General features: G+C 53.0%; 14 protein-coding genes. 3 read left to right on the forward strand and 11 right to left on the reverse strand.

Annotated elements, in window-relative coordinates; genetic code table 11:
* The first annotated feature begins 596 nt into the window (after positions 1–596).
* Positions 597–1,391: a BtpA family protein gene (locus BSG17_RS16530; RefSeq protein WP_089826061.1), complete on the forward strand. Its 795-nt coding sequence runs from the start codon at positions 597–599 to the stop codon at positions 1,389–1,391.
* On the opposite strand, the gene BSG17_RS16535 is transcribed toward BSG17_RS16530, so the two are convergent.
* From BSG17_RS16535 to BSG17_RS16555, 5 genes are all read right to left on the reverse strand, one after another.
* Complete coding sequence (locus BSG17_RS16535; RefSeq protein WP_089826063.1) at positions 1,388–2,317, reverse strand: carbohydrate kinase family protein; 930 nt, start codon at positions 2,315–2,317, stop codon at positions 1,388–1,390. The genes BSG17_RS16530 and BSG17_RS16535 overlap by 4 nt on opposite strands.
* A gap of 960 nt (positions 2,318–3,277) precedes the next feature.
* The gene (locus BSG17_RS16540; RefSeq protein ID WP_089826065.1) at positions 3,278–4,543 is read right to left on the reverse strand and encodes an amidohydrolase; all 1,266 of its coding nucleotides are present in this window, start codon (positions 4,541–4,543) and stop codon (positions 3,278–3,280) included.
* A gap of 86 nt (positions 4,544–4,629) precedes the next feature.
* A complete protein-coding gene (locus BSG17_RS16545) occupies positions 4,630–5,397 on the reverse strand; it encodes a hypothetical protein (protein ID WP_244531566.1) in 768 nt (255 codons plus the stop codon).
* Position 5,398: 1 nt separating this feature from the next.
* Positions 5,399–6,148: a DUF5058 family protein gene (locus BSG17_RS16550; RefSeq protein ID WP_244531567.1), complete on the reverse strand. Its 750-nt coding sequence runs from the start codon at positions 6,146–6,148 to the stop codon at positions 5,399–5,401.
* A gap of 765 nt (positions 6,149–6,913) precedes the next feature.
* Complete coding sequence (locus tag BSG17_RS16555; protein ID WP_089826068.1) at positions 6,914–7,291, reverse strand: Rid family detoxifying hydrolase; 378 nt, start codon at positions 7,289–7,291, stop codon at positions 6,914–6,916.
* 125 nt (positions 7,292–7,416) lie between these two features.
* On the opposite strand from BSG17_RS16555, the gene lipA reads away from it, so the two are divergent.
* Both lipA and lpdA read left to right on the forward strand, forming a co-directional pair.
* Positions 7,417–8,349 (forward strand): lipoyl synthase, encoded by a 933-nt coding sequence (gene lipA, locus BSG17_RS16560; protein WP_089826070.1) that lies wholly within the window; start codon positions 7,417–7,419, stop codon positions 8,347–8,349.
* Between the two features lie 317 nt (positions 8,350–8,666).
* Positions 8,667–10,091 carry a dihydrolipoyl dehydrogenase gene (gene lpdA / locus BSG17_RS16565; protein ID WP_089826072.1) on the forward strand — a complete coding sequence of 475 codons (1,425 nt, stop codon included), beginning with the start codon at positions 8,667–8,669 and terminating at the stop codon, positions 10,089–10,091.
* A gap of 128 nt (positions 10,092–10,219) precedes the next feature.
* Here lpdA and BSG17_RS16570 read toward each other — a convergent pair whose 3' ends face one another.
* The 6 genes from BSG17_RS16570 to gcvH form a co-directional block, all read right to left on the reverse strand.
* The gene (locus tag BSG17_RS16570; protein WP_089826075.1) at positions 10,220–11,029 is read right to left on the reverse strand and encodes a lipoate--protein ligase family protein; all 810 of its coding nucleotides are present in this window, start codon (positions 11,027–11,029) and stop codon (positions 10,220–10,222) included.
* 115 nt (positions 11,030–11,144) lie between these two features.
* A complete protein-coding gene (gene ilvA / locus BSG17_RS16575; protein WP_089826077.1) occupies positions 11,145–12,392 on the reverse strand; it encodes a threonine ammonia-lyase in 1,248 nt (415 codons plus the stop codon).
* 101 nt (positions 12,393–12,493) lie between these two features.
* Positions 12,494–13,744: a serine hydroxymethyltransferase gene (locus tag BSG17_RS16580; RefSeq protein ID WP_089826079.1), complete on the reverse strand. Its 1,251-nt coding sequence runs from the start codon at positions 13,742–13,744 to the stop codon at positions 12,494–12,496.
* Between the two features lie 227 nt (positions 13,745–13,971).
* Positions 13,972–15,399 carry an aminomethyl-transferring glycine dehydrogenase subunit GcvPB gene (gene gcvPB, locus BSG17_RS16585; protein ID WP_089826080.1) on the reverse strand — a complete coding sequence of 476 codons (1,428 nt, stop codon included), beginning with the start codon at positions 15,397–15,399 and terminating at the stop codon, positions 13,972–13,974.
* Positions 15,399–16,775 (reverse strand): aminomethyl-transferring glycine dehydrogenase subunit GcvPA, encoded by a 1,377-nt coding sequence (gcvPA, locus tag BSG17_RS16590; RefSeq protein WP_089826082.1) that lies wholly within the window; start codon positions 16,773–16,775, stop codon positions 15,399–15,401. The genes gcvPB and gcvPA overlap by 1 nt, the downstream gene beginning before the upstream one ends.
* A gap of 2 nt (positions 16,776–16,777) precedes the next feature.
* A complete protein-coding gene (gcvH, locus tag BSG17_RS16595; RefSeq protein ID WP_089826084.1) occupies positions 16,778–17,158 on the reverse strand; it encodes a glycine cleavage system protein GcvH in 381 nt (126 codons plus the stop codon).
* Position 17,159: the final 1 nt, after the last annotated feature.

The raw sequence follows: 17,159 nt of genomic DNA on the forward strand, positions 1-17,159 counted from the left end.
GTTTTGCACTCTAGACGAACGGGATATGGGGGCAAATCAGTTCCGTTTTAGACAACGTAGAATGATATCTCTGAACAGTGGATGAACAGCTGCTGCTGAAAAAGAGAGGGTCAAATTCAGGTCACTGTCTGAATACTGTGCGGTGGTTTCAGATCTGCACAGAGCACACGCTTCTGGAAACCTTGTTGAATCACCTTTTTTTCGTCCTCTACTGCATTCGGGGAAGAACGATGTTGCCGGCGGCGTCCATCTGTAATCGGTGTACTTGAGCGAACAAGTTTCGAATATACAGATAGACCGTGGTTATATCCGAACTATGTGACATGGAGAAAGTTTCCATTGACAACGTAGACGACAACACGCGAGCGGTGCCTGGTGACGACGGGTTTCGCCCGTCTGCCAGGATTGCGGTGCCAAACGCGACGCTGAGTAGGCGGTCACCCCAGGTCGACAAGAGTCTGAGTGTCCGAAGATGCGAGAAGTGTCTCGGAAACCTCCGGGTTTCGTCTTCAGTGTATTCCGCCTTATTTTCATCCTTCCTGTGGGCGGGAGAAGAGTTTCTGTACAATTAAGCCACTAGGCGATTATGGAGTCATATGGACGTCTTCAGTAGCGAAACGCCGATTATCGGAATGGTTCACTTGCCGGCACTTCCGGGCGCACCCGGTTACGATGAGGATCGAAGCGCGATTCGTGAGCGTCTTTTACAAGACGCTACTGCACTCGAAGCAGGCGGTGTCGACGGTATCATGCTCGAGAACTTCGGTGACACTCCGTTCTATCCAGACCGTGTTCCTCGACACGTCGTTGCCGATATTACTGCACTTGCTGAAACACTCAGCAATCAAGTATCGGTCCCCTTTGGAGTAAACATCCTTAGAAACGACGTGCAGAGCGCACTCGGTATCGCCGCTGCGACGGGGGGTACGTTCGTCCGTGTGAACGTACATACAGGTGCGCGTCTCACCGATCAGGGGATCATCGAGGGAATGGCCCACGAGACGCTGCGGCTTCGCGATCGACTGGATACCGATGTTGCCATCCTCGCCGATATCGACGTGAAACACTCCGCTGCGCTTGCTGAACGTACTCTCGAGGAAACCTTCGGCGATTTAATCGAGCGTGGCGGTGCCGACGCCGTCGTCGTGAGCGGGACGGGCACCGGCGCGACCGTTGATACGACGGTTCTCGATCGAGTAGTCGAGTGTCGTGATGACCACGGGTTTGACGTCCCAGTCTTGATTGGGAGCGGGGTCACACCGGAGACGGCATCCGATCTGCTCTCGGTCGCCGACGGCGCGATTGTCGGAACGGCACTGAAACGCGACAGAAGAACGACCGCTCCAGTCGACGAAGCGGCGGTCGAACGCCTCGTCGCGTCTATCCATTAGTACTCGTCAATGAGTGCTTGAACGCTGGTTTCATCGGGAAGACAGCCGCAAGCACCCTCAGCACTGCAATTAAGCGCAGCGACGCCAGCAGCGAACCGTCCCGCATCTGCTGGAGAAGCCTCACCAAGTACCCATGCATGGATGAGTCCTGCAGTGAATGCATCGCCCGCGCCCGTCGTGTCCGCAACTGGGACAGGAATAGCTGAGATATCGACTGTTGTATCACCATCGAGAAGAACTGCTCCCTCGTCCCCACGAGTGACGGCCGCACGCGGGAGAGATCGCTGTCTGAGAGCGGCGATAGTATCTTCGAAATCCTCACCAAAATATGAGCGAGCAGCCACCTCACCGACTACGAACAGGTCAGCAACTGAGAGCACTCGGTCGATAGTTTCCGGAGTTGTGCCACGTCCCTCGAGTTCCGAGAGTGGTCCTGCGAGGTCGAACACGAGGTGTGCAATCTCACCACGCTCCCGAGCCGCCACGAGCTCGGTGACGACTGCGTCAGGAGCATAAGCGCTGCTGAAAACGACGTTCGCGTCGGTGAGATATTCTCCGTCGGTGGTATCAAGCTGAAGTTGTGGCACACTCTGCCCGCCAGCAACGATCATCTTTTCTCCGGTAGGGCCCCGCAAGATTAGCGTATACGAGGACTCTTCCGAACCGGAGCGAACCTGGGTGACGTCCAGACCGCGCGTTCGCAACGTGGTTTTGATTTCTTCGGTGGCATCCTCTCCGAGACGCGTGACAATCCCGACGTCACGGTCGAGCGCGGCGAGTCCAGAGCCAACGTTTGCTGCGACGCCACCGACAGTAGTGGTATAGTCGTGGACGAACGCCCCGCCATCTGGTTTCGGTAGGTTTGAAAGCGTGTAAACATGGTCGATAAGAGCGCTTCCAACCGTAACGACATCCAGTGAAGCCATGACACCTACTCGTTCCGCTGTCTGCTTGAATATGTGGTTCTTCTCTCTGCGGGTTGTCCGACACAGCGTGGGAGTCGGTTGCTGACTATCCGCTTTCTCACAGTAGAGGCAGATGAATTATCGAACAGCATCTCCATTGAGACCAAGGATATTAGATACTAACATAGATTTGGGCTATGTACATTCCTACTGTTCACACCGACAAATCGGTATTTGACCGTATCTGTAGCGAACCACTCTCAAAGCTCGGGACGAGAGGCTCAGAGTATAAAGAAAATTGACACTAGTGAACCGATAGACAGCGGTTGAGTTCACTGTTTCGCGGCACACTTGATGTGGTGAACGACACATATCCTACCGGCTCTCTGCTACCGAGTCGGAATCAGTGTAGTGATCCAGCGGGCCGAACTCCGTTGCGAAGTCGATGACTTCCTGTTCCGAAACTATCGTTGACCCACACGATACTACGGTCCTTTTCGATATCCTCGAAGTAGACGGTCTCGTTATCCTTCTCGTTCACAGGGAGGTTTCTGGTACCGATAGAGGCTTTTTACTATTTCACTGTGGAAGAGAGAAACAGATGTTGCTCTCTTCCTGATGATGTGGCATCGGGTTTGCTGGCAATCTAAGCATCGGTCAGCGATAGATAAAGGCGATCTGCTTAGAATCATCCTCGTTGTGCCAACCAGTACGGAGGTGTTAACTCAACCACACTCATCACAGAGACTGAATCAAAAAATAACGTTTCGATATATCCTAGAATATTTGTCTAATACGTGGGTTATAACGTAACAGGCGTACTGAAAGTAAGTCTGAGCCAAGTCCGAGAATTCAGTTTGGTCGATATACAGCTAGAAGTTGAGACAAAAATGACACGGGGACCATGATAACCGCATCGTACGGTATCTCAAAACCCGAGGGTGTGTCACGTTAGCGACGAGAAATGGTGTCGCAGTGTAGTTAGGAGAGCAGTTCGAGTGCTGTCTGGGAAAGTACCGACACTCCGATTGAAAGGCTTTCTTCGTCGATATCGAACGTGGGGGTGTGGTGTCCACTGGGGTTACTGCCACCGATACCGATGTACGTTCCTTTTCCTCCATTTTCAACGACTGCTTTCAGTAGATACGTAACATCCTCACTGGCTCCTAAGTTATCACGTCGGAGAACTGTGGAAGTACTATCAATACTCTCTGCGACGTCACTCACGAGACTGACCAACTCTTCATCGCAATCTTGCCGAATCGATTCTCCGATAAGCGAGGCCTCCACAGTACATTCGTGGAGATCCGCAGCCGAATTAAGGCACCGATAGACGGCATCACGCATATACTCCATCAGTTCGGTCGATTCCCCACGAACCTCCGCATTGGCGGTCGCTCGATGGGCAATCACATTAGCGGGATTCTCGGAGTGGATGTTCCCGACGTTCACCCGCGTTGAACCCTCTTTGTGCCGAGGAATCCCATACATGTCATTCGCAGCGGTCACTAACGCTTGTACTGCGTTCCGACCATCGTTAGGTGCGAACCCAGCATGCGCAGACTCTCCTTCGAAAATAATATCGAACCGAGATAGAGCGAGTGCCCCGTCGAGTCCCGCAACAACGGTCCCTGTTGGGTAATCAAGTCCAATATGAGCACCGATCAGATACTCTACGTCGTCAATATGTGGTCCTGCAGCCATCGGTTTTCCGCCGCCGAGGAGTTCCTCAGAAGGTTGGAAGAATACCTTGAACGTTCCGCTAAAATCACTTTCCAAAACCGCCCTAAGCGTACCTAGACCAAATGTGATATGCGCATCGTGCCCACAAGCATGCATGAACCCGACGTTATTTGACCGGAATCCCTTGGCCGCCGGTGTATGTTTGCTGTCACGTGACTCTTCAATCGGAAGTGCATCGATATCAACGCGAAGCCCGATAGTAGGTCCCTCACCGCGATCGACGACTGCAACGGCACCCGTATTTCCTCCTTCGATGTGCGTTAAAATATCCATCCGGTCGGTTTCGGATTTCGCTTTTTCGAACCACTGTGAGAGTTCCTCCTCGTCCGGAACGCCTAATCGCTCGGTGGTTTCCAACGCGTCGGGGCCTACGTGTATCTCATCCACTCCGAGACGTTCAAGTTCTTCGACGATGCTCACCGTGGTTAGGAATTCACACCATCCCGGCTCCGGGTACTGATGGAACTGTCGTCGCAGCTCAACCAAATCCATCTCCTCTGGCATATCTAAACTAATATCGATATCCCATATATTAGTTATCGATGTAATCGGATATATTCTAATTGAAAGATATCACAACATGGATTCCTTTACTCGTCTGACGAACTGATCATACCTCTCTCCCACATCGCCCGCGCAACGTACATCGTTCCGAATACAGAGGCTATTATTACGGCGTACAGCGGAAGGCCCGGAAGGAACGAGAGCAGGCCGAAGTCCATCAACAGCGTCATGACCAGTGCAATTGTAAACCCTACACCCGCGAGCTTTGGATAATCTCTTCCGAACTGTGCGAATATCGCACCGAATACGGAGGGGACGAGATAGGAGTCGAGTGCATTTTGCCACAGCTCTGGAAGTGCTTGGAAGACGGAGACGAGGGCAACTGCGCCCACTGCTAATATCGTGATATTCACAGCTATCGATGCAGAGATCGCTATTGTCGAAATCAAACTACCCTGTGGCGTGCCGGGTTCTACGTCGGCACTCTCTTGGGCAGCGGCGGCACATGGCAGCCGAAGGTTCGAGATGTTCCCAGACAAGAAAGCCATGTACGTACCCGGAATCCCCAAAACGGGGTAGTAAGATACCGGTTCGACGATCCAAAAGATCCCGAATGTGGCGACTACCGATACAAACGCCCCAGTGATCGCTCCCACTGGAGGAACGATCTCGAAAACTGTGAGCAAGACTAGCGCAGGTCCCAAAGATAGTGCTACCGCAAGCAGGTTGGTCCGTCGTCCCCACTTATTGATATACGGGATGAACCGATTTTGGTAGATGCTTTTGTCCTGTGCTGCCTCCTCTACTACTTCGCTGGCGTCAATCGTATCGTGCTGTTGTTGTTGTTCAGACATACTACCACAAACTTCCAATCGATAATTGAATAATGATTCCGACGGCTAAACCAACTACCATTGCAATTCCTAACGCCCACTCTCTGATCCACTGTACATCTTTTTTATCTGCGACTTGTAACAGCCCAAGCATCGCCAAACCACCAGCGGCTACAGATCCAGTTTCCGGGGTACCGGCCGTCACCTCTCCTGTGAGGAAATAAGCGAAGGCCCCGAGCATAGCCGCCGAACTGATAATCGGGATGAGTTTTTCTTTCCCGCCCCCGATCCTTTGTCTCACCTTCTCCATGTGCGGGGTGCCTAGTGCCGAGACCAATAGCCAGCCTGTTCCACCAAGAGTCATTGACCATACTGCGGTTGCGTACGCTTGTTCGGAGATGCCGTCATCACCCAAACTGTAGCCGAATTGAGAGACACCGAGTTCGGCAGCCGGTAACTCGAATGCTACTGATCCAATCACAGAGAGTCGCATCCACGCGACTGGACCACCTACGGTTGCAATCAGAGCGAGCATACCGGCTAAAACAGCTACAGCAGGGCCAATAGCCGAGATCACTCCCGTTTTGAGCCCGGTTTTTAACTGTTCATCTGACAGTCCCATCTCGTTCCCGTTTTTCCACGCACGCTGGAGGAACAGCCCAGCTTGTAATAGGACAACTAGTACTACCGGTACCGTTGCAAGCCATAGCCAAGTGCTATTGGCAATGTCCATATAAATCGGCACCGTCGCTATTGTTTGGTATCCGACCATGCTAAATAGTCCCATTCGACCCAATCTATAAATAATTATTGGTGAGATTCAGCCATTTTCTGTCGCATCTCAGTAACAGCTAATCAAGCGGCAGGACGTCATCGATGCTGATCAGAGGGAGGCACCAACCGTCAACATTGATAAGCTTCACATATACGACCCCCACAAGGGTTCGTGCGACTGGTCACTTACCCGACCGCATGCATGCGACTGAATGAGTGATGACTTTCACTCAGCACTCTGGGTAACGATCTTACTGGAAGTAGAGCATTCCCGATAATCTGAGTACACATGTAAACGTCTACCGTAAACTCGTCAGGGAGTACATGACTTGGTGAGAAGAACCGTGTAGGCACCTGTTTCGGCTGTTGGGAAATACACGGAGGAAGGTCTGTGTGTCATCTACTCGGATCGTGGCCGTTCGATTCTGATGGCAGCTCAGTACGGATAGGATTACAGCACTAGCGGTGTCATCTTTATCCATAGCTCAAATACGAGCCCGTTGTACCAGAATGATTTACTCAAATAGATTGCAGATTTTCAGAACCAGCAGAGAGTAATTTCCCAGTGTGGGAAATTCTAATGTGTAAATAGCGATAGCGAGATTGGCCAGACGACGCGACTCGCCTATGATCGTCCCCTGACTACTTTGAACCTGACCGTATGACGAACACGTTCTATGAGAACGCCAGGTAGAGTGGTGCGGGAATCAGATTACAGAGGTCTATTCGAAAAACAGGACCTTACCGAGTCAAAAAGAGTGTCTCAGAGACTCGCTATGGCCTCAATCTCGATGTCAACGCCTTTCGGGAGATTAGCGACTTCGACAGCGCTTCGGGCAGGTGGAGAATCGTCGAAGAAACCACTATAGACTTCGTTCATCTCATCGAAATCATCGATATCGTTGAGATAGACTGTCATTTTAAGTACATCTTCGAGTGTGCCCCCTTCCGAATCGAGTATGGCCACGATGTTGTCAAAAACTTGTTCGGTCTGTTCGGCGATACTCGCTTCGGCCAGTAATTCCCCATCTGCCGTCATCGGGATTTGACCCGATGTAAACAGAATCTCTTCGTTCGTCGTCGCTTGACTGTAGGCTCCGACTGCAGAGGGTGCTTCGGCTGTTTGGATAACGCGCATCATTTGGTCCAGTTGCTCGAATACACATAAAATTTCCTGCAGATGTCGATTCAGATGCAGAAAAAGAAAAGCTAGGAACCGATTGAGCCCACCCGCAAGCTTATCACGATTCGACGATAGATTCCGGTATGACCGGTAGGCGAAAGCCCGACTGGCTCAAGATGCGTCCGCCATCTGGTCAGCGCTTCACCGAAATAAAGCAGAATCTTCGGAGTCGTAATCTCCATACAGTCTGTGAGGAGGCTAACTGCCCGAATCTTGGGGAGTGCTGGAGTGGACGCGAGGGGCCGGGAACGGCGACGTTCATGCTGATGGGAAATCGTTGTTCAAGAGGTTGCAACTTCTGTGACGTCCAGACTGGAGGCATGGAACCACTTGATCCGAACGAACCCGCGAACGTGGCAGAGGCGGTCTCCGAGATTGGCTTGGATTACGTCGTCTTGACCTCCGTTGACCGAGATGATTTAGCTGACGGGGGGTCGGCTCACTTCGCCGAGACAATTCGAGAGATTAAAACACGTGATTCCAGTATCCTCGTCGAGGTACTTACCCCGGATTTCCAAGGGTCCCCGGATGCAGTTCAGCGGATTCTCGACGCGGGCCCTGATGTATTTGCTCATAACATAGAGACAGTAGAGCGTCTTCAATGGCCGGTTCGAGACCGTCGCGCGGGTTACGAACAGACTCTCGACGTTCTTCAGCAAGCAAGTGAAGAGTCCGACGTATACACGAAAACGAGCCTCATGCTCGGTCTCGGCGAGTACCATCACGAGGTCTATCAGACGCTCTCTGACCTGCGCGAAGTCGGCGTCGATATCGTCACGTTCGGTCAGTATCTTCAACCCTCACGTTCACACATAGATGTGTTCGAGTATGTCCACCCCGACGCATTCGAAACATGGCGCGAGGTCGCAGAAAAAGAAATGAACTTTCTGTACTGTGCCTCGGGGCCAATGGTTCGCTCGTCCTACAGAGCGGGTGAACTCTTCGTTGATGCACTGCTCCGAGACGGCAGGAGTGTCGAACAAGCACGAAAGCAGGCACGTGTCAGCAGCGATTGATGCCGCTATCCAACGAGATTGAATAGAACCACGATCATGTCCGAGTGGTAAACGAAAGAAGAGGAGAGAGGTACGGAGCGTCAGCAGAGTATCGTTGGTGTCTACCGAAATGTACAAGATGGACCAAGTACAGCCACTCAGTATCTGTCGTGAAAGAGCCATCATAACGACTGATGTGTCCACAGACAAGGGGCATGCAGCACGACAGATACTCGGAAGCGAAGTGGCCGAAAGATCAAAGCTAGCGAAAACCCACCAAACCTCACGTTTGCAGACCTCAGACAGAGCGTTCAACTAATTCAAGATAATGTCAAAAAATGACAGCTGAAAATGATTCAATCGAAACAGATGTACTGGTTATCGGCGCAGGACCCGGAGGTTACGTCGCTGCTATTCGCGCCGCACAACACGGTCTCGACGTAACTCTGGTCGAAAAAGACGCGTACGGCGGCGTCTGCCTCAATCATGGTTGTATTCCTTCGAAGGCCTATATCAGTGCCACAGACCTTGCGTACGAGGCGAGAGGAGCGTCGGAGATGGGGATTTTTGCAGACCCGACAATCGACATGGCGAAGATGCAAGAGTGGAAGTCGAACGTAACTAACAAACTCACTGGTGCCGTCGAAAAACTCTGCAAGGCAAACGGGGTTACCCTCGTCGAAGGTCTGGCGTCGTTCGTCGACGAGAATGAAATACAAGTTACGTCTGAGGGCAAAAAGTCGGGGCAGAGTTCGATCACGTTCGACCGCTGCGTTATCTCGACAGGGTCACGCCCAATTCAGATTCCAGGGTTCGACTTTGCAGACAGCAAAGTGTGGTCTTCACGGGATGCACTCGCGGCAGAATCGGTTCCAGACCGTCTCGTAGTTGTCGGAGCGGGCTACATCGGAATGGAACTCTCAACCGTGTTTGCAAAGCTTGGAGCGGAAGTCGATGTCGTCGAGATGCTCGACGACGCCCTTCCTGCATATGAAGACGACATCACACGTGTCGTACGAAAACGTGCGAGCGAATTGGATATCGACTTCCACTTCGGTGAAGGTGCAACTGAATGGCGCGATACTGACGACGGTATGGAAGTCGTTACCGAAACCAAGGATGGAGAGGAATCAATCTATTCGGCGGATAGGGTCTTAGTCGCAGTCGGTCGTCAGCCTGTAACCGATACTCTCGGATTGAAGAATACCGGAGTAGAACTGAACGAGCAGGGGTTCATAGAGACCGATCGTCATGGGCGTACGTCCCTCGAACACGTCTTCGCTGTGGGTGACGTGGCTGGGGAGCCGATGCTTGCACATAAGGCCAGCAACGAAGGAATCATTGCAGCCACTGCCCTGGCAGAGAACTCACCCTCCAGTGGCACTCGGTCAATTCCTGCTGCGGTGTTCACGGACCCCGAGATAGGAACTGTCGGACTAACAGAACATGAAGCGGAACAGGAAGGCTACAATCCCATTGTTGGGAAGTTCCCCTTCAGAGCATCGGGGCGTGCACTAACGACCAGTGACACGGCCGGATTCGCCCGTCTTGTCGCTGATGGTGAGAGTGGAGCTATCCTCGGCGCACAAATCGTGGGCTCGGAAGCCTCAGAACTTGTTGCTGAAGTGGCGTTGGCTATCGATATGGAAGCGACGCTGAAGGACATCGCAACGACGGTTCACACACACCCGACGCTTTCAGAAGCAGTCATGGAGGCTGCCGAGAACGCACAGGGACACGCGATTCATACGCTGAATCGATAATTCGAACTTCGGTGAGAGAGCCGGAGCGAACTACGGCACACGACCGATAGTGTGAGAAAGCGTGAATATCAGAGACGAGTCCAGTGAACCCTTCGAATGAAACCTTCACGCCGTACGCGTAGACTCTGTCAGGGTTCGGGTGAACTCTTGTGAACCCACTCGTCGGCCTCATATTTTGCTGTACTGCGCTCTCGGGCCTGCTCCAGTTCACCGTCGGTCCAAGAACCCTCGGTCGCATCAACGAACGCTGCGAGTTCGGATTCAAGTTCTGAAACGGCCTGCCCCCGACGTATGTCCACGAATTCGTCGATACCGACTACTCGTTTGTCGAATCTCTCATCCACCACATCTGGCTCGGAGAACACCGCTAGGTGGTCTTCTGGGAGCGACGAGAAGGTGATCGAACCGTGTTGAATCACTGCATCGTTCTGTCGATATTGGGCATTGCCGGATATTTTCCGTCCCTGAGCGAGAATATCGTGGGCCGGATGGAGGTCCCGCAGATAGCACGCCGGGTGATAGATCGCTGGACGGGGTTCATCGGCGTAACCGGCGGGTATTCCGAGGTTTCTGAACATTTTGAGGACGGGTTTACAGAGCAAATGGTAACACTCCAAGAGGTCACCCGGGAGTTCGTCCTTCGGGGCGGTAATCGAGTAGGAGATGTCACCGACGTGATCGTGATAGATTCCACCACCACCGGTTTGACGTCGCGTCACGTCGATTTTTTCGCGTGAGCAGTAGTCCCAATCGACGGTAGTCGGATCTTGTCCATAACCCAACGAGAGACAGCTCGGCTCCCACTGATAGACTCGTACCGTCCTCGGCCCCCCTGATGCAGCTGTCTCTGCAGCAATCTCATCAAGTGCCATATTCATCGGGCCCGACCGGGGCTCTTCTCGAATGAGTCGCCACTCGTACTCGGCCATGTCTGGCATCACGCTTACTCCATGTCGGTAGGGTAAAATTGTTTGGTCAGTGTCGTCGTCAATACGGTGACAATAACAGTGGAATCAATGGGAAATCGGAAGAGAATCCTTCGCTGAATCGACGTTAGATATCGTGACTCCCGACTGATTCCGGAGTGGGAACAACCCGCTTGATGGTATACCCGGCCTCCTTGATATCGGAGACGACTTGTCTCATCGCATTCTCACCAGGAGTCGTCGTTCGAATGACCAGGTCTGCCTTGCCGACGGGGAGTCCCTCCTCAGAGCGATCGTGGCGTACGCTCCGGATATTTGTATCGTGGCGACCGATAATGTCCGCGATTTCCCCAAGAACTCCGGGGTGGTCGTCGATACGAACGTAAAGCGTAACGAACTGACGTCGATCGACGAGAGCTCGCGTGAGCATATCTTGAAGCGTTGCAATGTCTATGTTACCGCCACAGAGGAGCGGAACGACCGTTTCACTTCGGCAGTCGATCGCCCCCGAGAGAAGTGGCGCAACGGACGTCGCAGCGGCCCCTTCGACCATCTGTTTCGTGCGTTCCAACAGCCACAATGTTGCCTGCGCAATTTCGGTATCCGTAACCGTGACTACGTCGTCAACGTGGTTCTGAATGATCCCGAATGTGAGGTCTGAGATACCCCCCGTGGCGATTCCGTCGGCAATCGTGTCGGGAGTCTCATTCTCGACTGGGTGCCCTTTGTCGAGGCTTTGAGGGACCGTAGCAGCGGATTCGGCTTGAACACCGACAACGCGAATTGACTCGTCGTACGACTTCACCGCCGTTGCGATACCACTGATCAAGCCCCCACCACCGATTGGGACGGTGAGAACGCTTAGGTCCGGCACTTGTTCGGTCAATTCGAGCCCAATCGTACCCTGACCAGCGACAACAGCGGGGTCATCATATGCGTGAACGAACTCCGTGTTAGAATCGTTAGCGTACGACCGTGCAGCGTCCATCGCCTCGGCAAACGTCTTCCCTGTGAGCTCGACAGTTGCCCCGTACCCTTCCGTTGCATCCACTTTTGCCTGCGGAGCAGTCTCCGGCATAACGATGAGCGACTCGAGTCCGAGTTCGGTTGCAGCGAATGCGACACCCTGTGCATGGTTCCCTGCACTCGCGGCGACCACCCGGGTCGCGTCTCCTTGCGCTACTTGCGAAATTTTGTTGAATGCCCCACGGGGTTTAAACGACCCTGTTTTCTGGAAGTGTTCGTACTTGAACCAGACGTCAGCGTTCACTGCTCTGCCAAGCGTCGAACTCTCTTCGACAGGAGTCTGACGAATATCCGCTGATTGATCGAGACGCTTTCTCGCACGCTCTATGTCTTCAATTGAGACGGTCATCGGTGGTCTGGATTGGAACTTTTGAAACGGACTCAGTCGTTACGCGATTAACGGTGAGTTTGATATCACCGTGGCAGCTCCGTAGGATGTGACGCTGTCGGTCAATCATAGATTGGATACTCTTCACATAGGCGATCAACTAACGATGAGACATCCTCGATCACGTCTTGGTCCTCAGGGTGTTCGATGACGTCGACGATCGCGTGCCCGACAGTTTCCATCTCTGATTGCGTGAACCCACGAGTTGTGAGCGACGGTGTCCCAACTCGGATACCGCTGGTGGTGAAAGGCGATCGGGTCTCACCGGGAACAGTGTTCTTGTTGACAGTGATTCCTACGTTTTGAAGGTATTCTTCGGCGTCACTTCCAGTCACGTTTGGATGAGAGTCTCGCAGATCCGCGAGGACGTAGTGTTTGTCAGTACCTCCGCTCACGAGGGACAGCCCGTGTTCGGAAAAGGTGGTAGCTAAGGTTTCTGCGTTCGCTACTACCTGCTTAGCGTACTCAGTGAACTCGGGCGTCAGTGCTTCTTGGAATCCCACCGCTTTTCCAGCGATGTTGTGCATGAGCGGTCCACCCTGACTTCCGGGGAAGATAGATTTGTCAATCTGTTCAGAAAATTCATCCGACGTGAGAATTAATCCTCCTCGGCCTGCTCGGATCGTCTTGTGAGTGCTTGCAGTGACGAAGTCTGCGTTGCTAATCGGATTCGTGTGTACACCGGCCGCGATGAGACCAGTAACGTGAGCAATATCCGCGAGGTGATACGCGTCGACGTCAGATGCGATTTCGTGGATACGCTCGTAGTCGAACTCCCGCGGATACGCCGACGCTCCACTGACGACGAGGTCGGGATCAAATTCTGTAGCGTGTTCAGCCACCGACTCGTAATTTATGTATCCACTGTCAGGGTCAACGCCATACTGCTCAATATCGTAGAGTTGGCCGGAGAAGTTGACGTCGTGCCCGTGTGAGAGGTGTCCACCGTGAGTAAGGTCCAAGGACAGAATTCGGTCACCGGGATCGAGCATCGCGAAGTAGACACCCATATTCGCTTGCGTGCCACTGTGAGGTTGAACATTCGCGTGCTCTGCATCGAAGAGTTCTTTCGCACGGTCGATCGCCAACTGTTCGACAGTGTCGGCGTGCTCACAACCACCATAGTATCGAGAGCCGGGATATCCTTCGGCGTACTTGTTCGTCAACACCGAACCCTGTGCTTCGAGAACCGCCTCCGAAACATGATTTTCCGACGCGATCAGCCCGAGACTCTCTTCCTGACGACGTCTCTCGTCTTGAACGGCAGCATAGACCGCTGGGTCAGTCTCCTCAAGGTGGTTACTACGAACCATAGAACTCACTTTCAATCGATACTATACAAATCGTTGTGAATAGGCAGTATTACCCTCTAAATTTGAATACAAACGTTACTCTCGCCGGCTACGCTCTACGGGACCCCATTCGGTAGATGTCACGGAAAGACGCGAATCGACGGGAAGTCCCAACCGTATCTTACCGACCTCTAGGACGCGGATTTTATTCAGATAGCGGGGACGAGTAGAAGTTCAGAAACGGGAGATCAATCCGAGATCTGGTGCCAGGACAGGACCGGATCTCGTGCGGCTTGCGTTTGATCTATGCGTTTCGCAGTGGTTTCGTTTGGTGCTGCCTCGATTGCGTCGTCACTCTGATCGAGTACCGCGTTGAAGGCCTCTGCCAATCGGTCCAACGTCGTTTTACTCTCGGCCTCTGTAGGCTCTGTCATCAGAGCTTCGTCGACGATGTCGGGCCACTTTGTTGTCGGAGGATGTACTCCATAATCTAACATTTTCTTCGCAAAGTCTGCAGCGTCCTTCTCACCGGCACTTGCTACGAACTCGTGGTGGAACGGTTCGAACGGGACGTCCAACTCGAGCTGAGAGGCGAGATAGTTCGCGTTGAGGACTGCTTTCGCGCTCGTATCGGACAAGCCTGAGTCACCGAGCCGAGAAATGTAAGCGTGTGTCTTGAGAAGAACGAGCCAGTTACCCATTCCTCCGTGGACCTTTCCGATAGATTCCTCGGGGGTTGTGAGAACATACTCTCCCTCCTCCTTTCTCACGTGGGGGTTCGGGAGAAACTTGTCAAGGCCTTCACGAACACCGATCGGTCCCGCCCCCGGACCTCCGCCGCCGTGGGGTGTGGCGAACGTTTTGTGAACGTTGTAGTGCATGATGTCGAACCCCATGTCACCTGGTCGAGCACGACCGAGAAGCGCGTTCAGGTTGGCACCATCGTAGTACAGGAGCCCTCCAGCCTCGTGGACCAGGTCCGCGATCTCCTCGATCTCTCGTTCGAACAGTCCGAGTGTGTTCGGATTGGTCAACATCAATGCTGCCGTCGACTCGCCTACTGCTGCAGAGAGGACATCGAGATCGACTCGTCCATCCTCGTCTGCCGGAAGCTCGACGATGTCGTACCCGGCCATCGCAGCGCTGGCAAAGTTCGTCCCGTGAGCACTAGAAGGAACGATGATTTCGTTTCGCTGTGCTGCTTCGCCGTTGTATTCGTGGTACGCTTTAGCGACCAAGATGCCAGTCAGCTCACCGGCTGCTCCAGCAGGAGGTTGGAGCGTTACTGCACTCATGCCCCCGATCTCTCCGAGATACTCTTGTAGCTCGTAGTAGATTTGTAGTGTCCCTTGGGCTGTTTCGGACGGACGGTCCAAGTGAACCGAGGCTGATGGAAGCGCAGCGATATCCTCGGTGAACTTCGGGTTGTATTTCATCGTACAGGAGCCGAGTGGATACGGACCGCTGTCGACTCCGTAGTTCATCTGTGAGAGCCGCGTGTAGTGGCGTGCGATCTCTGGTTCTGAGAGGGAGGGCAACTTGATACTCTCGCGAGTCAGCTCGTCGGGTAGATACGTGTCCTGCAACTCATAGCGGGTCAGATCTTTTTCAGACAAGAGCGGTTCGTGACCTTCAGATTCTGCATCGTCCCACTTTGCCTGTCGATGTCGTTGCATTACTCCATCACCTCGCGGAAGCCTTCGATGAGGTCGTCAGTCCGATGCTCGTTCGTCTCAGTCACACAGATCTGTACGGTCTCTTCGTCCAGTTCGTGGATCGCAAACCCTTCTTCTACCATATTCGATACTACGTCAGTCGCATCGTCTTCGATTGCTGCCGTGAACTCTCTAAAGTGGTACGCGTCGTTGACGGGGGCAGAGATCCCCTCGATTTGATCGAGTTCGGAGGCAACCCGCGCTGGTAAACGTGTACACTCGTCTGCCAGTGAAGCGAGTCCGTCTGGCCCTAAACAAGTCGCGTGGATTGCCGACCGAAGTGCAACCCAAGCTTGATTGCTGCAGATATTACTCGTTGCTCGCTCTCGTCGGATATGCTGTTCACGTGTCTGGAGAGTCAGCGTATACGCTCGGTCACCTGCACTGTCTCTCGAAGCACCGACCAATCGACCAGGCATCTGCCGAAGGAAATCGTCACGACAAGCAAAGATACCGATTCCCATTCCGTAGACAGAGGGTAGCCCAAGAGTTCCAGCGCTACCGACCACGATGTCAGCACCGATCTGACCAGGACTTTGGAGGAGCGACAGCGCGACCAGGTCGGATCCGATACACAGCAATGAATCTTCCCCGTCTAGAATCGACCCAATCTCCGTCAGGTGCTCTTCGATCACTCCCTCGGATGTGGGATTTTCGACGTATACGAGGAGAGTATCGTCATCAAGATACGACCGAAGCGTTCCAGGGCGGACCATACCACCTTCAGTCGGGAGCTCTCGAATCGAAAGCTCCGATCCAGCGGTATAGTTTTCGAGAACGTCACGGCGTTCGGACCGAAGATAGTCGGGAACCAGGATTGTTGACCCGTCTGCGTCACGTACTCTGTCTGCAAGAGTCGCGGCCTCACCGAGGGCTGTCGCAGCGTCGTACATCGAACAGTTTGCCACGTCCATCCCGGTCAACTCTGTGACGAGAGATTGGAACTCGAACAACACCTGTAGAAACCCCTGTGAAACCTCCGGCTGATACTGGGTGTACGAGGTGATGAACTCAGATCGGAGAGAGAGATGATCGACGACTGACGGGACGTAATGGGAGTAATGACCTCGACCGAGGAATTCAGTAACATCTGCGTTGTTGCCGAGGATACGTTGGAGTCGTTGCTTCACTGCTTGTTCGGATAACCCTTCGATTCCGAACTCACCCTCGAAACGAACGGAACTCGGGATATCGAAGAGCTCTTCGATATCCGTTACCCCAATTGCAGTTAGCATCCGACTGATATCGTCCTCGTCGTGGGGGGTGAATGGGCTTTCGTGGTTATCTGAACTGCTGTGCGTGGACTGTATATCACGAGATTCCAAGCTGTCTTGCATCGTTAGATCTGGTCTTCGTATTCACTAGCAGTTAGCAGGTGATCGATACCCGACTTTGGGTTGATTTCCAGTAGCCACCCAGATCCGTGAGGATCGTCGTTGATCAACTCGGGCTTGTCAGCAATCTCACTATTGAGGTTCTCAACAGTACCAGAGACAGGGGAATAAATATCTGACACTGCCTTGATACTCTCGATAACTCCGAACTGATCGCCTTCGTCGAGTTCGTCCCCTACATCTGGGAGTTCTACAAAGACAATATCTCCGAGTTCGTCCTGAGCAAAGTCAGAGATTCCGATTCTGACGAGACCACCAGAGTCGGTTTCCTTTGCCCATTCGTGCGATTCTGCATACCGTCGGTCGTTTGGGATTTCGAATGTCATG

Source organism: Halogranum amylolyticum (assembly GCF_900110465.1).
Taxonomy (GTDB): domain Archaea; phylum Halobacteriota; class Halobacteria; order Halobacteriales; family Haloferacaceae; genus Halogranum; species Halogranum amylolyticum.

Excerpts from the sequence above, each read along its gene's own strand:
- BSG17_RS16540 (WP_089826065.1), bottom strand. The coding sequence starts at position 4,543 with ATGCCAGAGGAGATGGATTTGGTTGAGCTGCGACGACAGTTCCATCAG.
- BSG17_RS16550 (WP_244531567.1), bottom strand. The coding sequence starts at position 6,148 with ATGGTCGGATACCAAACAATAGCGACGGTGCCGATTTATATGGACATT.
- gcvPA (WP_089826082.1), bottom strand. The coding sequence starts at position 16,775 with ATGCAAGACAGCTTGGAATCTCGTGATATACAGTCCACGCACAGCAGT.
- lpdA (WP_089826072.1), top strand. The coding sequence starts at position 8,667 with ATGACAGCTGAAAATGATTCAATCGAAACAGATGTACTGGTTATCGGC.
- BSG17_RS16545 (WP_244531566.1), bottom strand. The coding sequence starts at position 5,397 with ATGTCTGAACAACAACAACAGCACGATACGATTGACGCCAGCGAAGTA.
- gcvPB (WP_089826080.1), bottom strand. The coding sequence starts at position 15,399 with ATGCAACGACATCGACAGGCAAAGTGGGACGATGCAGAATCTGAAGGT.
- BSG17_RS16530 (WP_089826061.1), top strand. The coding sequence starts at position 597 with ATGGACGTCTTCAGTAGCGAAACGCCGATTATCGGAATGGTTCACTTG.
- BSG17_RS16535 (WP_089826063.1), bottom strand. The coding sequence starts at position 2,317 with ATGGCTTCACTGGATGTCGTTACGGTTGGAAGCGCTCTTATCGACCAT.
- BSG17_RS16570 (WP_089826075.1), bottom strand. The coding sequence starts at position 11,029 with ATGCCAGACATGGCCGAGTACGAGTGGCGACTCATTCGAGAAGAGCCC.
- lipA (WP_089826070.1), top strand. The coding sequence starts at position 7,417 with ATGACCGGTAGGCGAAAGCCCGACTGGCTCAAGATGCGTCCGCCATCT.
- ilvA (WP_089826077.1), bottom strand. The coding sequence starts at position 12,392 with ATGACCGTCTCAATTGAAGACATAGAGCGTGCGAGAAAGCGTCTCGAT.
- BSG17_RS16580 (WP_089826079.1), bottom strand. The coding sequence starts at position 13,744 with ATGGTTCGTAGTAACCACCTTGAGGAGACTGACCCAGCGGTCTATGCT.
- gcvH (WP_089826084.1), bottom strand. The coding sequence starts at position 17,158 with ATGACATTCGAAATCCCAAACGACCGACGGTATGCAGAATCGCACGAA.
- BSG17_RS16555 (WP_089826068.1), bottom strand. The coding sequence starts at position 7,291 with ATGATGCGCGTTATCCAAACAGCCGAAGCACCCTCTGCAGTCGGAGCC.